This is a genomic window from Anaeromassilibacillus sp. Marseille-P3371 (genome assembly GCF_900169665.1).
Taxonomy (GTDB): domain Bacteria; phylum Bacillota; class Clostridia; order Oscillospirales; family Acutalibacteraceae; genus Anaeromassilibacillus.
The window spans coordinates 2,096,736-2,113,511 of record NZ_LT835157.1 but is presented as its reverse complement, the minus strand read 5'-3'; the positions used below and the strand labels follow the sequence as shown (position 1 = coordinate 2,113,511).

General features: G+C 48.3%; 17 protein-coding genes and 1 tRNA gene. 12 read left to right on the top strand and 6 right to left on the bottom strand.

What is annotated here, in order from left to right; translation table 11 throughout:
* Positions 1 to 87 precede the first annotated feature (87 nt).
* The 5 genes from B9Y59_RS08690 to B9Y59_RS08670 form a co-directional block, all read right to left on the bottom strand.
* Positions 88 to 516: an acyl-CoA thioesterase gene (locus tag B9Y59_RS08690; RefSeq protein ID WP_054324253.1), complete on the bottom strand. Its 429-nt coding sequence runs from the start codon at positions 514 to 516 to the stop codon at positions 88 to 90.
* 88 nt (positions 517 to 604) lie between these two features.
* Positions 605 to 691, bottom strand: a tRNA-Leu gene (locus B9Y59_RS08685).
* Between the two features lie 131 nt (positions 692 to 822).
* Positions 823 to 1,659, bottom strand: coding sequence for a deoxyribonuclease IV (locus tag B9Y59_RS08680; protein ID WP_054324230.1), 837 nt, complete (start codon positions 1,657 to 1,659; stop codon positions 823 to 825).
* 125 nt (positions 1,660 to 1,784) lie between these two features.
* Positions 1,785 to 2,210 carry an Hsp20/alpha crystallin family protein gene (locus B9Y59_RS08675; RefSeq protein ID WP_085532972.1) on the bottom strand — a complete coding sequence of 142 codons (426 nt, stop codon included), beginning with the start codon at positions 2,208 to 2,210 and terminating at the stop codon, positions 1,785 to 1,787.
* A gap of 53 nt (positions 2,211 to 2,263) precedes the next feature.
* Positions 2,264 to 2,689: an Hsp20/alpha crystallin family protein gene (locus B9Y59_RS08670; RefSeq protein WP_054324232.1), complete on the bottom strand. Its 426-nt coding sequence runs from the start codon at positions 2,687 to 2,689 to the stop codon at positions 2,264 to 2,266.
* 455 nt (positions 2,690 to 3,144) lie between these two features.
* Between B9Y59_RS08670 and B9Y59_RS08665 the strand changes: the two genes are divergently transcribed.
* The 10 genes from B9Y59_RS08665 to eno all read left to right on the top strand — a co-directional run bounded on the left by B9Y59_RS08665 (position 3,145) and on the right by eno (position 14,098).
* Complete coding sequence (locus B9Y59_RS08665; RefSeq protein WP_085532970.1) at positions 3,145 to 4,314, top strand: phosphopentomutase; 1,170 nt, start codon at positions 3,145 to 3,147, stop codon at positions 4,312 to 4,314.
* Positions 4,315 to 4,524: 210 nt separating this feature from the next.
* Positions 4,525 to 5,238 carry a purine-nucleoside phosphorylase gene (gene deoD, locus B9Y59_RS08660; RefSeq protein WP_054324234.1) on the top strand — a complete coding sequence of 238 codons (714 nt, stop codon included), beginning with the start codon at positions 4,525 to 4,527 and terminating at the stop codon, positions 5,236 to 5,238.
* 84 nt (positions 5,239 to 5,322) lie between these two features.
* A complete protein-coding gene (locus tag B9Y59_RS08655; protein WP_085532967.1) occupies positions 5,323 to 6,411 on the top strand; it encodes a BMP family ABC transporter substrate-binding protein in 1,089 nt (362 codons plus the stop codon).
* A gap of 118 nt (positions 6,412 to 6,529) precedes the next feature.
* The gene (locus tag B9Y59_RS08650; RefSeq protein ID WP_054324235.1) at positions 6,530 to 8,071 is read left to right on the top strand and encodes an ABC transporter ATP-binding protein; all 1,542 of its coding nucleotides are present in this window, start codon (positions 6,530 to 6,532) and stop codon (positions 8,069 to 8,071) included.
* The gene (locus B9Y59_RS08645; RefSeq protein WP_085532965.1) at positions 8,055 to 9,182 is read left to right on the top strand and encodes an ABC transporter permease; all 1,128 of its coding nucleotides are present in this window, start codon (positions 8,055 to 8,057) and stop codon (positions 9,180 to 9,182) included. The genes B9Y59_RS08650 and B9Y59_RS08645 overlap by 17 nt, the downstream gene beginning before the upstream one ends.
* A complete protein-coding gene (locus B9Y59_RS08640) occupies positions 9,172 to 10,092 on the top strand; it encodes an ABC transporter permease (RefSeq protein ID WP_054324254.1) in 921 nt (306 codons plus the stop codon). The genes B9Y59_RS08645 and B9Y59_RS08640 overlap by 11 nt, the downstream gene beginning before the upstream one ends.
* 59 nt (positions 10,093 to 10,151) lie before the next feature.
* A complete protein-coding gene (gene deoC / locus B9Y59_RS08635) occupies positions 10,152 to 10,817 on the top strand; it encodes a deoxyribose-phosphate aldolase (protein ID WP_054324236.1) in 666 nt (221 codons plus the stop codon).
* A 99-nt stretch (positions 10,818 to 10,916) separates the two neighbouring features.
* On the top strand, positions 10,917 to 11,363 hold the full coding sequence (locus B9Y59_RS08630; RefSeq protein ID WP_085532963.1) for a cytidine deaminase: 447 nt from the start codon (positions 10,917 to 10,919) through the stop codon (positions 11,361 to 11,363).
* A complete protein-coding gene (locus tag B9Y59_RS08625; RefSeq protein WP_198945606.1) occupies positions 11,350 to 12,675 on the top strand; it encodes a pyrimidine-nucleoside phosphorylase in 1,326 nt (441 codons plus the stop codon). Before B9Y59_RS08630 ends, B9Y59_RS08625 begins: the two co-directional genes overlap by 14 nt.
* Positions 12,676 to 12,817: 142 nt before the next feature.
* Positions 12,818 to 14,098: a phosphopyruvate hydratase gene (gene eno, locus B9Y59_RS08620; RefSeq protein ID WP_085532960.1), complete on the top strand. Its 1,281-nt coding sequence runs from the start codon at positions 12,818 to 12,820 to the stop codon at positions 14,096 to 14,098.
* A 61-nt stretch (positions 14,099 to 14,159) separates the two neighbouring features.
* On the opposite strand, the gene B9Y59_RS08615 is transcribed toward eno, so the two are convergent.
* Positions 14,160 to 14,720, bottom strand: a complete 561-nt coding sequence (locus B9Y59_RS08615) for a glutathione peroxidase (protein WP_085532958.1) — start codon at positions 14,718 to 14,720, stop codon at positions 14,160 to 14,162.
* 296 nt (positions 14,721 to 15,016) lie between these two features.
* On the opposite strand from B9Y59_RS08615, the gene B9Y59_RS08605 reads away from it, so the two are divergent.
* Complete coding sequence (locus B9Y59_RS08605; RefSeq protein ID WP_085532956.1) at positions 15,017 to 15,742, top strand: RICIN domain-containing protein; 726 nt, start codon at positions 15,017 to 15,019, stop codon at positions 15,740 to 15,742.
* Positions 15,743 to 16,006: 264 nt separating this feature from the next.
* Positions 16,007 to 16,729: a DUF2238 domain-containing protein gene (locus B9Y59_RS08600; RefSeq protein ID WP_054324242.1), complete on the top strand. Its 723-nt coding sequence runs from the start codon at positions 16,007 to 16,009 to the stop codon at positions 16,727 to 16,729.
* Positions 16,730 to 16,776: the final 47 nt, after the last annotated feature.

The following is a 16,776-nucleotide window of genomic DNA, read 5'->3' as shown; positions in this document are numbered from 1 at the left end:
CTCGCTTTTTGGGGATAAGTTGTATGAAGAAGCCCTCTCCACTGTGGAAATAGTCCACGGTAGGAGAGGGCAATTTTTTAACCATTATTATTTTTTATCTGTTTCCATCATAGACTCCATCTTTTGATAGAGGTCGGGATAATGCTTTTTCATACTGAATGGCCGGAAAGTTTTTGCGTTCACCCAGGCGTGGAGTGTGAACCCGGTATTGATGGGCTTGTCCTCTCCTTCTTTGAAAATACGGTAGGAAAAACGGATGCGCGCAGGGCTTAACTCTGCGATGGAGGCTTCAACAGTCAGGATGTCCTCATAATGGGCTGTACCAATGTACCGGCAACCGAGTTCCACCAACGGTGTCATCACACCCATATGCTCCATTTCCGAATACGTCATACCAATATTTTTGATGAGGTCTGTTCGGGCAATTTCGTACCAGATGGGATAATTTGCGTGGTGCGCAATCCCCATCTGATCGGTTTCAGCATAACGGACCACCACTTGACTTTTGCTAATCATGGTTTCCATTCCCTCCTTTTGTCCGGTGTTGTTAAAGGCGAAAAAAAGAAAACTGAGCTTTGGACGTGATGAACGTCCAAGCTCAGCCTGGTGCCGCTGACCGGGATCGAACCGGTACGGTGTTGCCACCGAGGGATTTTAAGTCCCTTGCGTCTGCCAATTCCGCCACAGCGGCAAATAACGGTAATTATTATAACACAGTCTTGCTTCAAAAGCAATGGTTTTGTGTCGATCACCGCTATTCAAATGAGAGCAGAATGAATACGGTAGGTTGATACAGACCCTGATACAGAAACAGCAGGGCCTTTAAAGTTCTTGAAATGCTTCTCGCAATAAATGTATTTCTGCTTGGTAACCCTCGAGATCGTTTGGAGTTTCCAGCTCAAAGGGAAGGTTTCGCAGCTTTGGGTGATTGATAATCCTTGTCAACGCAGGCAGGCCGATGTGACCTTGTCCAATTTTTGCATGGCGGTCTTTGTGGCTGCCACAAGGATTTAAGCTATCGTTTAAATGTATAGCTCGCAGTCGTTCGAGGCCAATTACCCGGTCGAACTCCTCCAAAACTTCGTCCAGACGATCGACAATATCATACCCGGCATCGAAGACATGGCAAGTATCCAGGCAGACCCCCATTTTTTCGGCAAGCTCTACGCGGTCGAGAATGGCACGCAATTCCTGAAAGCTACGGCCAACTTCACTTCCCTTGCCCGCCATGGTCTCTAAAAGGACGGTTGTATGCAGGTTTGGGTGAAGAATACGATTTAGCCCCTCAGCGATTAAACGGATTCCGGTCTCCGCTCCTTGTTTTACATGGCTACCCGGATGGAAATTGTACAGGTTTCCAGGGAGATATTCCATCGTAGCGAGATCTTCGGTCATGGCTTGTATTGCAAAATCCCGTAGGCCTTCATCTGCAGAACAGAGGTTGAGCGTATAGGGCGCATGTGCAACAAGGGTGACAAAGTGTTCCTGCGAGATCAGCTCATTCAACGCGGCGATGTCTGTGAGGTTGACCGCCTTTGCTTTGCTTCCGCGCGGATTCCGTGTAAAGTATTGAAAAGTGTTGGCGCCGATAGAAAGAGCTTCTTTGCCCATGTGCAAATATCCCTTTGCAGAGGATAGATGGCATCCGATATTTAACATAGGTTATTCCTCCGTTTTTTGATGGAATGGTATCTATTATATACCAGTTCCATAGGAAATACCAGCAAAAGAAAAAGGGCTGATCTACCAAGAGATCAGCCCATAAAAAAGAAAACTGAGGAAAATTAATGAATTTCGATGCGGCGATTCGAAGAAACGGAGGCTTGCTTCTTTGGCAAAGTTAACTCCAACACACCGTTTTCATATTTGGCTTTGATTCCTCGAACATCCACAGTGGATACATCAAAACTGCGGCACATCAAACCGGAATACCTTTCCCGACGGATATAATGGCTACTATCCATTGGCGCCTCTGCGCCGCATTGTGCCGAGATGGCCAAGCAATCGTCGCCCTTCATCTCGATGTGAATATTCTCCTTCTTAACTCCCGGCAGGTCAATACGCAACAGGTACCGGTTGTCTTGATCGATGATGTCAGTCTTACAGGGGACCGTGTTTTCTTTCGCTTTAGGAAGGAACGCACGATTCATTGGGTCAAGGGAATGGAACAGATGATTGGATGTCTGTTCAAAAGGAATCCAGTCGAACATGATAAAGCCCTCCGTTTTATGGTTTACATCGTCACATAATAGGATTTGCAGGATTATTCAATTTCAATCCGATGGTTTGTGGGAACGGTTGCCTGCTTTTTGGGGAGGTTCAATTCCAGTACGCCATCTTCAAATTTGGCTGTGATGTGTTCTGCATCGATTGAAGAAATGTCAAAGCTACGGCTCATCGATCCATACCGTCTTTCCCGACGGATGTAATGATTCTTATCGTCCTCGCTTTTTTGCTCTTCCGAATGTTCGGCGGAGATAGTCAAACGGTCGCCTTCGATATCGAGGTGAATATCCTCTTTTTGGAAGCCGGGCAAATCTGCTTTTAATACATAACGGGAACCCTCATCGACAATATCGGTTTTGCAAGGAGCAATATCCACATTTCCACCAAAGAAAGCACGCTCCATATCATCCAAATAACGGAACAAGTCGTTGTTTTTGTGTTCAAAAGGAATCAGATCAAACATAAGTCAAAACCCCCTTAAAAGTATCGATTGTTTTTACCAAAATCTATTTATGCTTGCTGGTTCTGCAAGAAAGTCTTTTTTCAAGCGAACCACCTTCTTTCTAGTCATTCAGGCTCTCTTGCTTTCTACGCTTTTTAGTATAGAGACCGGTTATGAAAAATATTTTGCAAATTTACGAACAAATTATTAATTTTAGCACTCGACAAGAAAGAGTGCTAAAATTGATTGAAGCAAATCCTTAGAAGAATAAGAAGTATCATAAGTTTAGAAATAGTACAGAGGTCAAGAATGAGACCAGAAGCTTTTACCAGCAATCCCAAAATGTCGAAGTTTGCGGAAATCCAAAATTTTTCTTGTAAAATGATAGCCAAATCTGGAAGAATGTATTATAATAAAATTAACGAAATTGTGTGCGTATTTTAACATTATGATAGAAACCTTACGGGAGGTGTAACATGAAACGTGTCTTTTTGATGGTATTGGATAGTGTAGGAATCGGGGAAATGCCAGATGCTGCCCAATATGGGGATGCTGGTAGCAATACACTGGCTGCTGCATCGACCAGTTCGTATTTCTCCATGCCAAACATGCAGAAGTTAGGACTTTTTAATATTGATGGCGTCGAGTGCCGTCCCGCTGTAGATCATCCATCGGCAGCATTCGCCCGGATGACCGAAGTCTCAAAGGGAAAGGATACCACCATTGGTCATTGGGAAATCGCGGGAATCGCATCCCCCAAGCCGCTGCCAACCTATCCGGATGGATTTCCAAAGGAGCTGCTGGATGTATTTAGCAGCCAGACAGGGCGGAAGGTGCTCTGTAACAAACCGTATTCTGGAACAGAAGTCATTAAAGATTATGGAAAAGAGCATGTGGAGACTGGCGCATTGATCGTGTATACTTCTGCGGACAGTGTATTCCAAATTGCGGCGCATGAGTCCGTGGTTCCAGTCGAAGAGCTGTACCGGTATTGCCAGATTGCACGTAAACTTCTGACTGGGGAACATAGCGTTGGACGTGTCATTGCACGGCCGTTTACAGGGGAATACCCCCATTATACCCGGACAACAAACCGGCATGACTTTTCGTTGCTCCCACCGAGCACTACTATGTTGGACCAGCTTTCTGACAATGGATTTGATGTAGTTGCAATCGGAAAGATCTATGATATTTTTGCTGGCAGGGGAATCACAGAGGCGATTCGAACCGGCGGAAACGATGAAGGAATTGCCCGGACGATCGAATGGACCAAGCGGGATTTTAACGGACTTTGCTTTATCAATCTGGTGGATTTTGACATGTTGTATGGCCATCGAAATGATGTAGAGGGATATGCAAAGGGGTTAACAACAGTCGATCAGGCAATCCCAGAAATTTTAGCAGGGTTGCGGGAGGACGACTTGCTGATGATTACTGCAGATCACGGCTGTGATCCGAGCACCCCTTCGACGGACCATTCCCGCGAATATACTCCTTGGGTCATTGCTGGGCCAAAGGTAAAGTCCGGCGTAAACTTGGGAACGCTGCCAACCTTTGCGGACATTGGGGCGACCATTTTGGACTACTTTGGTGTAAAATCGGAGATTACCGGGACATCTCGCTTGCACGAAATTTTAAATCGTTGAGGAGGAAAGTGGCAGCGCGGTCTGAAGGACGATGTTCCTGGCCGCTCTTGCAGCGCTTTCCTTTCGATAATCACGCCGCCATTTAAGAGAATCGGAAAGCGCCTTTTTCGATGGAAGGTGAGAGAATTTTTGACAAAAACCTTTCGAAAAAGGGGCTTTGCGGGCTTTCTTTCCAAAGTGGACAGGCTGGACAGAACAGGAGAATGAGAAATGGCTAAAACACCGACTCCGCACAACGCGGCTAAGCCCGGCGATATTGCCAAGACGGTTTTAATGCCGGGGGACCCGCTTCGTGCAAAATTCATCGCAGAAACGTATCTGGAAAATCCGGTATGCTTTAACACGGTGCGCAACATGTTGGGCTATACGGGGACCTATGAAGGCAAGCGTGTCTCCGTAATGGGCAGCGGAATGGGGATGCCATCCATAGGGATCTATTCGTATGAGCTCTATCATTTTTATGACGTAGAGAACATCATTCGCATTGGTTCCGCTGGCGGAATTGCGGATAATGTCCATGTGCGGGACGTTGTCGTCGGAATCGGTGCCTGTACGGATTCCAACTATGGCGCTCAGTATCGCTTGCCGGGAACCTTTGCACCAATTGCAGATTTCGGTCTTGCACAGAAGGCAGTCCAGTTTGCACAGGAGCACAACATCAAAACAGTGGTCGGAAACGTCCTCTCTTCGGACACTTTCTATGGGGATGATCCGAATGCGCTCTCCGCTTGGAAAAAGATGGGAGTGCTTGCAGTTGAGATGGAATCTGCGGCGTTGTATATGAATGCGGCATGCGCGGGAAAAAAGGCACTTTGTCTACTGACCATTTCGGATTGCCCATTTACCGGAGAATCCCTTACCGCAGAAGAGCGGCAAACCAGTTTCCGTGAAATGATGGAGATTGCGCTGGCGATTGCAGAATAAGTATGGGTCAAACGTCCATCCGGTTCTTTATGATTGAATGGACGAGGATCATAAATCTGAAAGAAAGTTTAGGAGGAATATTTGATGAAGAAATTATTGGCTTTTCTGTTGGCCGGTATGATGGCGTTTTCAGCCACTGCCTGCGGCTCGGGCAACGATTCCAACACCCCTGAGGCTTCCCAGCCCACCAATTCCACCGAGGGTACCCAGGACGGAGAGACCACACCAGAAGGCGGCATCAAGATCCGCATGGTCACGGATACCGGCGGTGTCAACGATCAGTCCTTTAACCAGTCCGCCTGGGAAGGCCTGCAAACGTTGAAGGATGAGATGGGCGCGGACGTGAATTATATTGAATCTAAGCAGGAAGCGGATTATGCGACCAACCTTGATAAGGCTGCAGACGATGAAGCCCAGTTGATCTGGGGCGTTGGTTTTGCAATGGCGGATGCCATTGGCATTGCAGCAACAGCGAACCCGGATATCCAGTATGCAATTATTGATAATGGATATGATGAAGCGACTATGCCGGACAATGTGGCAGGTGTGATGTTCCGCGCACAGGAGCCATCGTTTGTGGTCGGCTACATTGCAGGGAAGACGACAGAGACCGGCAAGGTCGGTTTTGTCGGCGGCGTGACGAGCGACATCATCGACCAGTTCCAGTATGGCTTCCAGGCTGGTGTGGATTATGCGTCTGAGGAACTCGGCAAGACCATCACAGTGGATGTACAGTATGCAGAGAGCTTTACCGATGCTTCGAAGGGCAAGGCAATCGCTTCGAAGATGTTCTCCGATGGCTGCGACATCGTGTTCCATGCAGCCGGCGGCGCAGGTGTCGGGGTCATTGAGGCGGCGAAGGATGCTGGTAAATATGCCATTGGCGTCGACCGTGACCAGGCGTATCTTGCGCCTGAAAACGTACTGACCTCTGCAATGAAGTTGGTCAACAATGCGGTCATCGCGGTTTCCAAGGAAGTCATCGAAGGAAAAGAGATTGGCGGCCAGACATACACCTATGGCCTCACCGAGGATGCAGTCGGCATTCCGGAGGAGCATTCCCTGATGGGCGACGAAACCTACAATGCGGCGCTCGAAGTGGAAGAAAAAATCAAGAATGGCGAAATCGTTCCGCCGGCCAATGCGGACGAGTATGCGCAGTTTGGCAAATAATCAGCACTTGTTGCGGGGAGGTTCTCTTCTTCGAGGAAATCCCCTTTGCAGGCGGGGCGTCTCATTTGGGCGCCCCGTTTTCTGTAAAAAGGAGAAATAGGCGGGAGGTTTTGTAGTAATGGAGGTCAGCAAGGAGTATGCCGTTCAGATGCACGGCATCACCAAATTGTTTGGCAGCTTTTGCGCGCTGGACCATGTGGATTTGGATGTGAAGAGGGGGACCATCCACTCTTTGCTGGGAGAAAATGGAGCGGGTAAAAGCACGCTGATGAATGTGCTCTATGGCCTTTATCAGGCCGATGCAGGAGAAATCTACTTAAATGGAGAGCGGGTTCATATTAAGAATCCGACCACCGCAATTGAGCACGGAATTGGTATGGTACACCAGCACTTTATGTTGGTAGACAATTTTACGGTGACACAGAACATCATTTTAGGCAATGAAACAGCCAATCGCTTTGGCATTTTGGACATGAAAAAGGCACGCAAAAACGTACAGGAGATCGTCGAAAAATATGGCCTGGAAGTCGATCCGGATGCAAAGATTGAGGACATCTCTGTCGGCATGCAGCAGCGTGTAGAGATATTAAAAGCGCTTTATCGAGGAGCAGATCTGCTGATTTTAGATGAACCGACGGCTGTGCTAACGCCCCAGGAGATTGAAGATCTGATTCAGATTATGCACAATCTGATTGCGGACGGGAAGACCATCATCATCATCACGCATAAGCTCAAGGAAATCAAAGAAAGTTCCGATGTATGCACCATTATCCGCCGGGGAAAATACGTTGATACCGTAGCAGTCCAGGAGGTGGATGAGGAGGAACTAGCTACCAAGATGGTAGGGCATGCTGTTCAATTGGTGGTTGAGAAGTCGCCGGCGAAGCCAGGAGAGGTGGTATTTGCGATAGATCATCTCACGGTTAAGGATGAGCGTGGTTTGCGAGCGGTAAACGACCTTTCCTTGCAGGTGCGAAAGGGAGAAATCGTTGGGATCGCTGGCATTGATGGAAATGGGCAGAAAGAATTGGTCGAGGCGATTACCTGCCTGACAAAGTGTGAAAGCGGTACGATTCAAATCAATGGACAGCAAGTACAGAACACAACGCCGCGCAATGTAGTCGATCATAAGATCTCGACCATTCATGAGGATCGCCAGAAGCGCGGATTGGTTCTGAATTTTACAGTGGCAGAAAATGCTATTTTGGAAAAGTATCGGACGGAGCCATTCCGAAAGCACGGAATGTTAAACAACAGTGAAATTCTTGCATTTACCAATGGCCTGCTGCACGATTATGATGTCCGTCCGGAGGATTGTGCACAACATTTGGCGCGCAGCCTTTCCGGCGGAAATCAGCAAAAGGTGATCATCGCACGCGAAGTTGCAAATGAACCAGATCTGTTGATCGCGGTGCAGCCGACGCGCGGATTGGATGTTGGCGCTATCGAGTATGTCCACAAAACGCTGATTGCAGAACGGGATAAAGGCAGGGCGATCCTGTTGATTTCTCTGGAACTCGATGAGGTGATGAATGTTTCCGATACCATTGCGGTACTTTATAACGGAAGCATTGCCGACACCTTTAAACAAGGTGAAGTGGATGAAAAGACAATCGGACTTTTAATGGCTGGAGGGAAACAACATGCAAAGAACAGTTAGGATTCTGAAAAAACCCATCACCTCCACCATCCTTGCCATCGTATGCGGCTTTCTGGTGGCATCGGTTGTGCTCGTAGTCGCTGGGTATAATCCAGCAGAGGCGTTTGGGGCATTATTTCATGGGATTTTTTCAAAACCAAAGTACATTTCAAACGTGATTATCAAAGCAACCCCGATCACATTGACAGCGCTCAGTGTGGCTTTTGCCTATAAGGTAGGGATGTTCAATATTGGGGCGGAAGGACAATACATTGTAGCGGCGGTGGCCTCTACCATCGTTGGTTATTTATTCAATCTGCCGGCGATCCTACAAGTACCGCTGGTAGTGATGACGGGCATGGTTGCAGGGGCTCTTTACGGTGGTATCGTTGGTTTTTTAAAGGCAAAGTTTGGCATTCATGAGGTTTTGACCAGCATTATGTTGAACTGGATTGCCCTGTATTTATCCAATTTTGTGGTTCAAAGCGACGCGTTCCATCAGCCCAATACAACGGCTACCTATCCGGTCAATCCATCGAGCTACACCATGTTGTTGCCCGAATGGAAGACCTCGGACGAAGGGATTGCTTTTCTGAAGCAATACGATTGGCTCTCAGAGGTGATGCTCAAAACAGACATTAATTTTGGTTTTTTGGTTGCCATTGTGGCGGCGGTTGTGATCTGGTTCCTACTGTACCGTTCCACCAAGGGGTTTGAATTCCGTGCAGTAGGCGCGAACCGGGATGCAGCAGAATTTGCGGGGATCAACGTCAACCGCAATATCACGCAGGCGATGCTAATCGCTGGCGCACTTTCGGGCCTGGCAGCAGTGATGATGATTACCGGTACCAACCCGCACCGCATTTCTACCCTCGCCGCTTTTGAAAACAATGGATTCAACGGCCTGTCCGTAGCATTTATTGCGGGAAGTTCACCCGTCGGGTGTATTTTTGCAGGTTTATTGTTTGGCGGCCTGCTCTATGGCGGCCAATCTATCCAGGCGGATATTGGCGCTCCTACGGAAATTATCAATATTATGATCGGCACCATTGTATTCTTTGTAGCGCTTACCAGAATCGTGCCGGTTTTGGCGGATAAGTTGGAGAAGAGAGGTGCTGGACATGCTAAATGATGTTTCTTTGCTCATCGGCATTACCTTGATGTATTCTGCACCGCTTATTTTTGGCGCATTGGGTGGTGTCCTCTCGGAGCGTTCCGGTGTGGTAAACCTTGGCATTGAGGGAATGATGACGATTGGCGCATTTGCGGGTGCGGCAGTCGGATATTATTCCGGAAACCCGTGGTTGGGTTTGCTGGCAGCGGGCTGCGCTGGCGGCGGGATTGCATTGCTGCACGCAGTAGCGGCCATTACCTTCAAGGCCGACCAGACGATTTCCGGAATTGCGCTGAATCTCATCGGACCGGGACTGGCATTGTTCCTTTGCAGGTTGGCCTTTGACGGTGCAACGATGACGCAGCCGGTGACCAATAAGCTGCCAAAGCTGTTTGGCGATTCTGCACTCAGTGGCGCTGCACAGAATTTGAATGTCGATGTCACCGTTTTGCTGGCGCTGGCCTGTATGTTGGTCATGTGGTTTATTCTTTACAAGACCAAATGGGGATTGCGTGTACGAGCGGTTGGCGAACATCCGGCGGCAGCAGATACCCTTGGCATCCATGTTTCAGCGACCCGCTATGTATGTGTGATTCTCTCCGGAGTCTTAGCTGGCTTTGGCGGAGCGTCGATGACACTTGCGGTTATCCCACAGTTTACGCCGGTGGCCATCAGTGGACAGGGATTCATTGCATTGGCAGCGGTTATTTTCGGAAAATGGACGCCACATGGCGCGTATGGGGCATGTCTGCTGTTCGGCTTTGCACAAGCGCTTACTGTATTCTTGGGTGGGGGTAAAGCACCGGTCCCATCGGAAATTTTGGCAATGTTGCCCTATATTCTAACGATTCTGGTTTTGATCCTGTTCGTCGGCCGTTCGGTTGCACCGAAGGCGGACGGTGTCCCATACGAAAAGGGTGCGCGTTAACCGGGCATTTCTGGAATGGTTATACAATATATCTGAAACAAAGAAAAGGATGAATCAAAATGGATCATCAGAAGATTTTGCGTATGGTCGATCATACGTTGCTCACTCAGACAGCGACCTGGGAGGAAATCAAGCAGATTTGCGACGATGCCATCCAATTTGGAACAGCCTCTGTTTGCATTCCGGCTAGCTATGTGAAGCGCGCCAAGGAGTATGTCGGAGACCGGATGGCTGTCTGCACGGTCATTGGATTCCCAAACGGTTATTCAACAACGGCAACGAAAGTGTTTGAGACGAAGGATGCCATCGCCAACGGTGCAGATGAAATTGATATGGTTATCAATCTTGGATATGTCAAAGATGGACGTTTCGATGTACTGCTCGACGAGATCAGGCAGATCAAGGGGGCTTGTGGTAGCCACATACTGAAGGTGATTGTTGAAACCTGCCTGCTGACAGAGGAGGAGAAAATCCGGTTGTGCCAGATTGTCACAGAGTCCGGTGCCGACTTTATCAAGACCTCTACTGGATTTTCGTCGGCGGGGGCGACTTTTGACGATGTGGCACTGTTCCGGCAATATGTTGGTCCACAAGTACGCATCAAAGCGGCGGGCGGAATCTCCTCTTTGGAGGATGCAGAACGGTTTATCGAACTGGGAGCGACCCGATTGGGAACCAGCCGCATCATCAAGTTGATTAAGAATGAAGAAGCACACGGCTATTGAGCCGGAGAAAACACGATTTTCGAACGTCTTCAGAACGTTGGGCCGCCGCAGTTTTTTATCTGCGGCGGCCCATGAACTCTCTGGAAAGGAGTGGCTGTCTTGGAAGATCAAGAATTGGTCCGCTTGGCATTGGAAGCGAGGGAACGCGCCTATGTGCCCTATTCCAAATTCCAGGTGGGAGCGGCGTTGTTGACAGGTGCTGGACGCGTTTATCAGGGGTGTAACATCGAATGCGCCTCATATTCACCGACCAATTGTGCAGAGCGCACAGCTTTCTTTAAAGCAATCAGTGAGGGAGAGAGCGACTTTGTTGCAATTGCTGTCGTCGGAGGACCCTCTGGTGCACCAGTGAAACGGATTTGTCCACCTTGTGGCGTTTGCCGTCAAGTGATGCGGGAATTTTGTGATCCAACGGACTTTCGTGTAATCCTTGCCTCCGGGCTGAACGATTGGGTTGTTTACAGATTGGACGAATTGTTGCCGCTTGGGTTTGGCCCGGAGAATATGTACAAAGAGAAAGGGGGAACCAATCATGCGCATGTATGATGTCATTGCTAAAAAACGGGATGGAGGAACGCTCTCAGACGAAGAAATCCAGTTTTTCATCGACGGTTATGTGCACGGAGAAATTCCAGACTATCAGGCGAGTGCTTTGATGATGGCAATTTTTCTGCGTGGGATGACTGCAAAAGAAACAGCGTCCCTCACCAGGAGTATGGCGTACTCTGGTGATCTGGTGGATTTATCTTCTATTGACGGGATAAAGGTCGATAAACACAGCACCGGAGGCGTGGGGGATAAGACTACTTTGATTGTGGCGCCGATTGTCGCGTCTCTGGGAGTGCGGGTGGCAAAGATGAGCGGCCGGGGACTGGGTCACACCGGGGGAACAGTGGATAAGCTGGAATCCATTCCCGGCTTTCGGACTTCACTGGACCGCGAAACGTTCTTTGAGATTGTTCGCCGGGTGGGCGTCAGTGTGATTGGTCAGTCTGGAAATCTGGCACCCGCGGATAAAAAGCTTTATGCCCTGCGGGATGTGACGGCTACGGTCAACAGCATCCCACTGATTGCTTCCAGTATCATGAGTAAAAAAATCGCTGCTGGTTCCGATCGGATTTTATTGGACGTAAAAACTGGCAGCGGTGCATTTATGAAGACGCTGGAAGATTCCATCGCGCTGGCGAAAGAGATGGTATCCATCGGTGAGCACGTGGGACGCAGGACGGTAGCGCTCATCACGGATATGGATCGTCCGCTTGGATGTGCAATTGGCAATGCATTAGAAGTTCGCGAGGCATGTGAGACACTTCGGGGCAATGGACCGGAAGATTTGACCGAGGTCTGTGTGGAGCTTGCCGCCAATATGCTTTGGCTTGCAGAAAAGGGGGAACTGGCCCAGTGTCGAGATCTGGCAAAGCAACAGATCGAGAACGGAAGAGCCTTTGCAAAACTGAAAGAAATGGTTCAGGCACAGGGTGGAGTTGTAAGGATGTTGGAAGATCCTGCACAATTTACGCAGCCCAAAGTATGTTATGAGGTACCCGCTCCAAGGGACGGGTTCCTGTATACGATGAACACAGAATTGTGCGGAATTGCCTCCGTGGAATTGGGCGCCGGCCGCGAGCGAAAAGAGGACCCCATTGATTTCAGTGCAGGAATTGTGTTGCGGAAAAAAATCGGTGATTTTGTTCAGAAGGGTCAGATCCTGGCTTCCTTTTATTCTTCGGAAGAGAAGAAATGTCGGATCGCAGAGCAGACCTTTTTACAGGCCCTCTGTATTCAGGATAAAATGCCGAAACCGGTGCCTCTTATTCATGCACGTGTCAGTGCAAACGGTGTAGAAACAAGCGAATGAATCTTAGAAATAGGCAACATTTTAGGGATAGATAACATTCGGCGAAATCCTTGTATTTTCCGTTTTTTACGGTTAAAATAGCAAACATGAAGCCATACTAAATTAGTATATTTTGAATAAGAGGCTTTGTGGAGGTGCTTTCATGTTAGACTGTAAAATCGCAAAGATTGTTGCCAGAGAAGTGATGGATTCGCGTGGGAATCCGACCGTGGAGGCGGAGGTTGTACTCAAGTGTGGAGCACAGGGAACGGCATTGGTTCCCTCCGGTGCATCGACGGGCATTTATGAAGCGCATGAACTGCGCGACGGCGACCCGAAGCGCTATGGCGGGAAGGGCGTTCTGAAGGCTGTTCGCAATGTAAACGAGGCGATTGCCACTGCGCTGGTTGGAATGGACGCGCTTGCGCAGGAAGAAATTGACCGCAAGATGCTGGAGATCGATGGCAGCAAGAATAAATCCAAGTTGGGTGCAAATGCAATTCTTGCGGTATCTTTGGCTACGGCGCGCGCGGCTGCTTCGGCGCTCAATATGCCGCTGTATCGCTACATTGGTGGCATGCAGGCGCACAAGCTGCCCGTGCCAATGATGAACATTTTGAACGGCGGCGCACATGCCTCGAATAATATTGACATACAGGAATTCATGATTATGCCGGTCGGTGCGCAGAGCTTCCGTGAGGCACTCCGCTGGTGCAGTGAGATCTATCACACCTTGGGCAAACTGCTCAAAGAGGGCGGCCTTGCCACCGGTGTCGGCGATGAAGGCGGTTTCGCACCGAACCTGGAATCGGATGAAGAGGCAATTGAATGGATTATCCGCGCCATCGAGACGGCGGGCTATTCCACTCAGGATGTAAAAATTGCATTGGATGCCGCCAGCAGCGAATGGTATAAAGACGGCATGTATGTTCTGCCAAAGCGTGGGACAACCTTGAAGAGTGAAGACTTGGTAGCCTATTGGAAGGATTTGGTCAGCCGTTATCCCATTATTTCCATCGAGGATGGACTGGGCGAGCAGGATTGGGAAGGTTGGACGGTCCTGACAAAGGAACTCCCCATTCAGTTGGTTGGCGACGATCTCTTTGTCACAAATGCAGAGCGTTTGCAGAGGGGAATCGAGATTGGCGCAGGAAATTCGATTCTGGTCAAGGTCAATCAGATCGGTTCGTTGTCCGAAACGTTGCATGCGATGGATCTTGCGCATAAGGCCGGTTATACCGCAGTGGTTTCCCATCGTTCCGGCGAGACAGAAGATACAACAATCGCCGATTTGGCGGTTGCGACAAACGCAGGCCAGATCAAGACAGGCGCACCATGCCGTACCGATCGTGTAGCAAAATACAATCGTTTGCTTCGGATCGAGGACGAGCTGGGAAGCACTGCCTGCTATGCGGGTAGAGATGCGTTCCGTTTTTCCGTATAATTGTTTTTGTTTATGGATTATAGAAACATCCGCACGGATTCCGTGCGGATGTTTTGCATTTCTATGGGGTTGGTAGTTGAAGCAATTTCTTGATACAGGTTTCGATTTCCTGTATGCTCGCAGTGGGCTCGTATCGTGCGGCAACTTCACCTTCCCGGTCTACTAAAAACTTTGTAAAGTTCCATTTGATGTCCGGGGATTCTGCATATTGTGGGTCGTCCGTGGACAAGATTTCTTGTAGTTTCTCCGTGAGTGGATGGTCTGGATCGAACCCGCAAAAGCCACGCGCATTGGTCAAATATCGGAAGAGAGGTTCCGTCTGGGGCCCTTTCACGTGAGTCTTGGCCAACATGGGAAATGTAACGCCATAATTGTAGCGGCAGAATTCAGCGATTTTGTCGTTGCTTTCCGGGTCCTGTTCATGAAACTGATTACAGGGAAACCCCAAGACCATCAGGCCGTGGTCGCGATATTTTTGAAATAGTTTTTCCAAGTCCTCAAATTGTGGTGTAAAGCCGCATTTGCTGGCTGTATTGACGATCAAAAGAATATTCCCCCGATAAACAGACAGATCGAGTTCTTTTCCATTCATCTGGCGCACATGAAAATCATAGACGTTCATAGGGATACGTTGCCTCCTTTCCCGTCTATTATGAGAAAGAGGCCCATACAATATACTTCCAAGGAGAAGATTGTCCTTTGAGAGGGTTGGGAAAAATCGACGATACAGCCAGAAAATTCGCCAATTTTTCACTAAAATTCGTGGGCAATATGACTGGTTTTATTTTTGGAAACAATTTACTTTCTGTGGTCTGTTCCAAAGATGAAAGACGTAGCGTTGACTTTCCCCGCCCACGTGCTATAATAAACATCATAGAATTAAAACTTAAAATTCTGTAGGCAGAAGGGGTGTTGAACATGAGTGGACAGGCGAAAAACACTTTCTCCAATAAAGTATACAGTATTCGATCGAAGCAGAGCGAGAAAGCGCTGGAAGCAGAACTCTGTGAAGGCAGCAACAAAGTTCAGATGAATCCGTATAATGGCGGCGACAATCAACAATGGCAGTTTGTGGCTAGTGAAGATCAATATTACAAGCTGCTCAATAAGAGCACTGGCAAGGCACTGGACATTATGCTGGGTGGTTCAGAAAATGGCACATGGTTGCATCAGTGGGACAGTGTATCTTCAGATAGCCAGCTCTGGTATGTGGAAGAGACATCGGATGGATTTTATAAGATCAAATCCAAAGTCTCTGGAAAATGTGTGGATATTGTGGGGATGTCCCAAGAGGACGGTACACGTCTGCAAATCTGGGAAGATCTGAATGGTGACAATCAACAGTGGAAGTTGGAACAGATTGTTGAAAAGAAGCCGGCAAAGACAACAGAAAAGAAGGAAGCGTCCCCTGTAAAGGAAATGGTTCCAGAAGCGCCCAAAGCGGTCGTTAAGGCAGAAACCAAGACTACTGCAAAGACAAAGGAGGCTTCTGCGCCAGCCAAGAAAACCTCTACAAGAGCGACAAAAGCAAAAGCAGCGCAAGAAAAAAACGAGACAACCGCTCCAGTTGTTGAGGAAAAAGCAGCTGCAAAAACACCAGCTAAAAAGACACCGGCAAAGAAAACTACCCGCGCAAAGAAATAATGTATGATCGTGTAAAAGCCCATGGGCGGTCGATATTCCGCCTGCGGGCTTTTTCTTTTTCACATGGGGAGATTTTCCACCCGAAACGGGGCTGGACTTTTTGTAGGTTTTGGATATACTTATCTTTTATAGCCCTGCGTCAGAAGTAGGGAATTGGCGACTGGGTGGTCGGCAACCAAAAAGATGGCTGGGTAAGCTACAACCGTTGCGCTGGATTTGTATGACGATGATTTATAGGGCGCTGTTCCCTTTAGGAGGATTTTTATGAGAAAGATAAAGCAGTGGAATTGGAGTAAAATCCTATCGATGTTTGTTTTTGCGTCTCTGTTGGTTTCGGCAATCTTTGTGGCTGTTCGTTTGGTTCTGGCACCTTCACAGCCGGATGGCAGCAATTTTGAGCGGTTGAAAAGCGATTATGTTCTGATGTTGGTGCAATGCGTTTTGGGAATGGTAGTCCTTCTTTTGCCAAGTGTGATTGCAAGGCGTCTTAAAATTGAAATTCCTTCTGGAATGATGATTTTATTTGTCATCTTTCTCTATTGTGCAATTTATTTGGGCGAGGTCAGGAGCTTTTATTATCATATTCAGTCGTGGGATACCGTGCTGCACTGGTTCAGCGGAGCGATGATTGGCGCTTTGGGCTTCTCATTTGTTGCATTATTCAACAATTCTGAGCGAATTCCCGTCAATCTGAGTCCATTTTTTGTAGCAGCATTTGCCTTTTGCTTCGCCGTGACGTTGGGTGTATTTTGGGAATTCTATGAATACTCTTTCGATGGCCTGTTGGGATTGAACATGCAGAAATTCGCGCTAGAAGATGGGACGCAGTTGGTTGGGCGCGCTGCCTTGCAGGACACGATGAAGGATTTGGTGGTAGATGCTGTCGGCGCGTTTGCAGCCAGTTTAATTGGGTATATCTCCTTGAAACACAAGAAAGGCTGGATTGAAAAATTTCAGATCATTCGGAAAAAGCATAGCGAAAAATGAATAAAAGCAATCAAATAAACAGAGAAGGCTCCGGGACGAACCCGAAG

Bases quoted from the DNA above. Each gene is read 5' to 3' on its own strand.
- B9Y59_RS08600 (WP_054324242.1), top strand. From the start codon at position 16,007: ATGAGAAAGATAAAGCAGTGGAATTGGAGTAAAATCCTATCGATGTTT.
- B9Y59_RS08645 (WP_085532965.1), top strand. From the start codon at position 8,055: ATGCAAAGAACAGTTAGGATTCTGAAAAAACCCATCACCTCCACCATC.
- B9Y59_RS08690 (WP_054324253.1), bottom strand. From the start codon at position 516: ATGATTAGCAAAAGTCAAGTGGTGGTCCGTTATGCTGAAACCGATCAG.
- B9Y59_RS08605 (WP_085532956.1), top strand. From the start codon at position 15,017: ATGAGTGGACAGGCGAAAAACACTTTCTCCAATAAAGTATACAGTATT.
- B9Y59_RS08675 (WP_085532972.1), bottom strand. From the start codon at position 2,210: ATGTTCGACTGGATTCCTTTTGAACAGACATCCAATCATCTGTTCCAT.
- B9Y59_RS08655 (WP_085532967.1), top strand. From the start codon at position 5,323: ATGAAGAAATTATTGGCTTTTCTGTTGGCCGGTATGATGGCGTTTTCA.
- deoC (WP_054324236.1), top strand. From the start codon at position 10,152: ATGGATCATCAGAAGATTTTGCGTATGGTCGATCATACGTTGCTCACT.
- B9Y59_RS08680 (WP_054324230.1), bottom strand. From the start codon at position 1,659: ATGTTAAATATCGGATGCCATCTATCCTCTGCAAAGGGATATTTGCAC.
- eno (WP_085532960.1), top strand. From the start codon at position 12,818: ATGTTAGACTGTAAAATCGCAAAGATTGTTGCCAGAGAAGTGATGGAT.
- B9Y59_RS08670 (WP_054324232.1), bottom strand. From the start codon at position 2,689: ATGTTTGATCTGATTCCTTTTGAACACAAAAACAACGACTTGTTCCGT.
- B9Y59_RS08615 (WP_085532958.1), bottom strand. From the start codon at position 14,720: ATGAACGTCTATGATTTTCATGTGCGCCAGATGAATGGAAAAGAACTC.
- B9Y59_RS08665 (WP_085532970.1), top strand. From the start codon at position 3,145: ATGAAACGTGTCTTTTTGATGGTATTGGATAGTGTAGGAATCGGGGAA.
- B9Y59_RS08625 (WP_198945606.1), top strand. From the start codon at position 11,350: ATGCGCATGTATGATGTCATTGCTAAAAAACGGGATGGAGGAACGCTC.
- B9Y59_RS08650 (WP_054324235.1), top strand. From the start codon at position 6,530: ATGGAGGTCAGCAAGGAGTATGCCGTTCAGATGCACGGCATCACCAAA.
- deoD (WP_054324234.1), top strand. From the start codon at position 4,525: ATGGCTAAAACACCGACTCCGCACAACGCGGCTAAGCCCGGCGATATT.
- B9Y59_RS08640 (WP_054324254.1), top strand. From the start codon at position 9,172: ATGCTAAATGATGTTTCTTTGCTCATCGGCATTACCTTGATGTATTCT.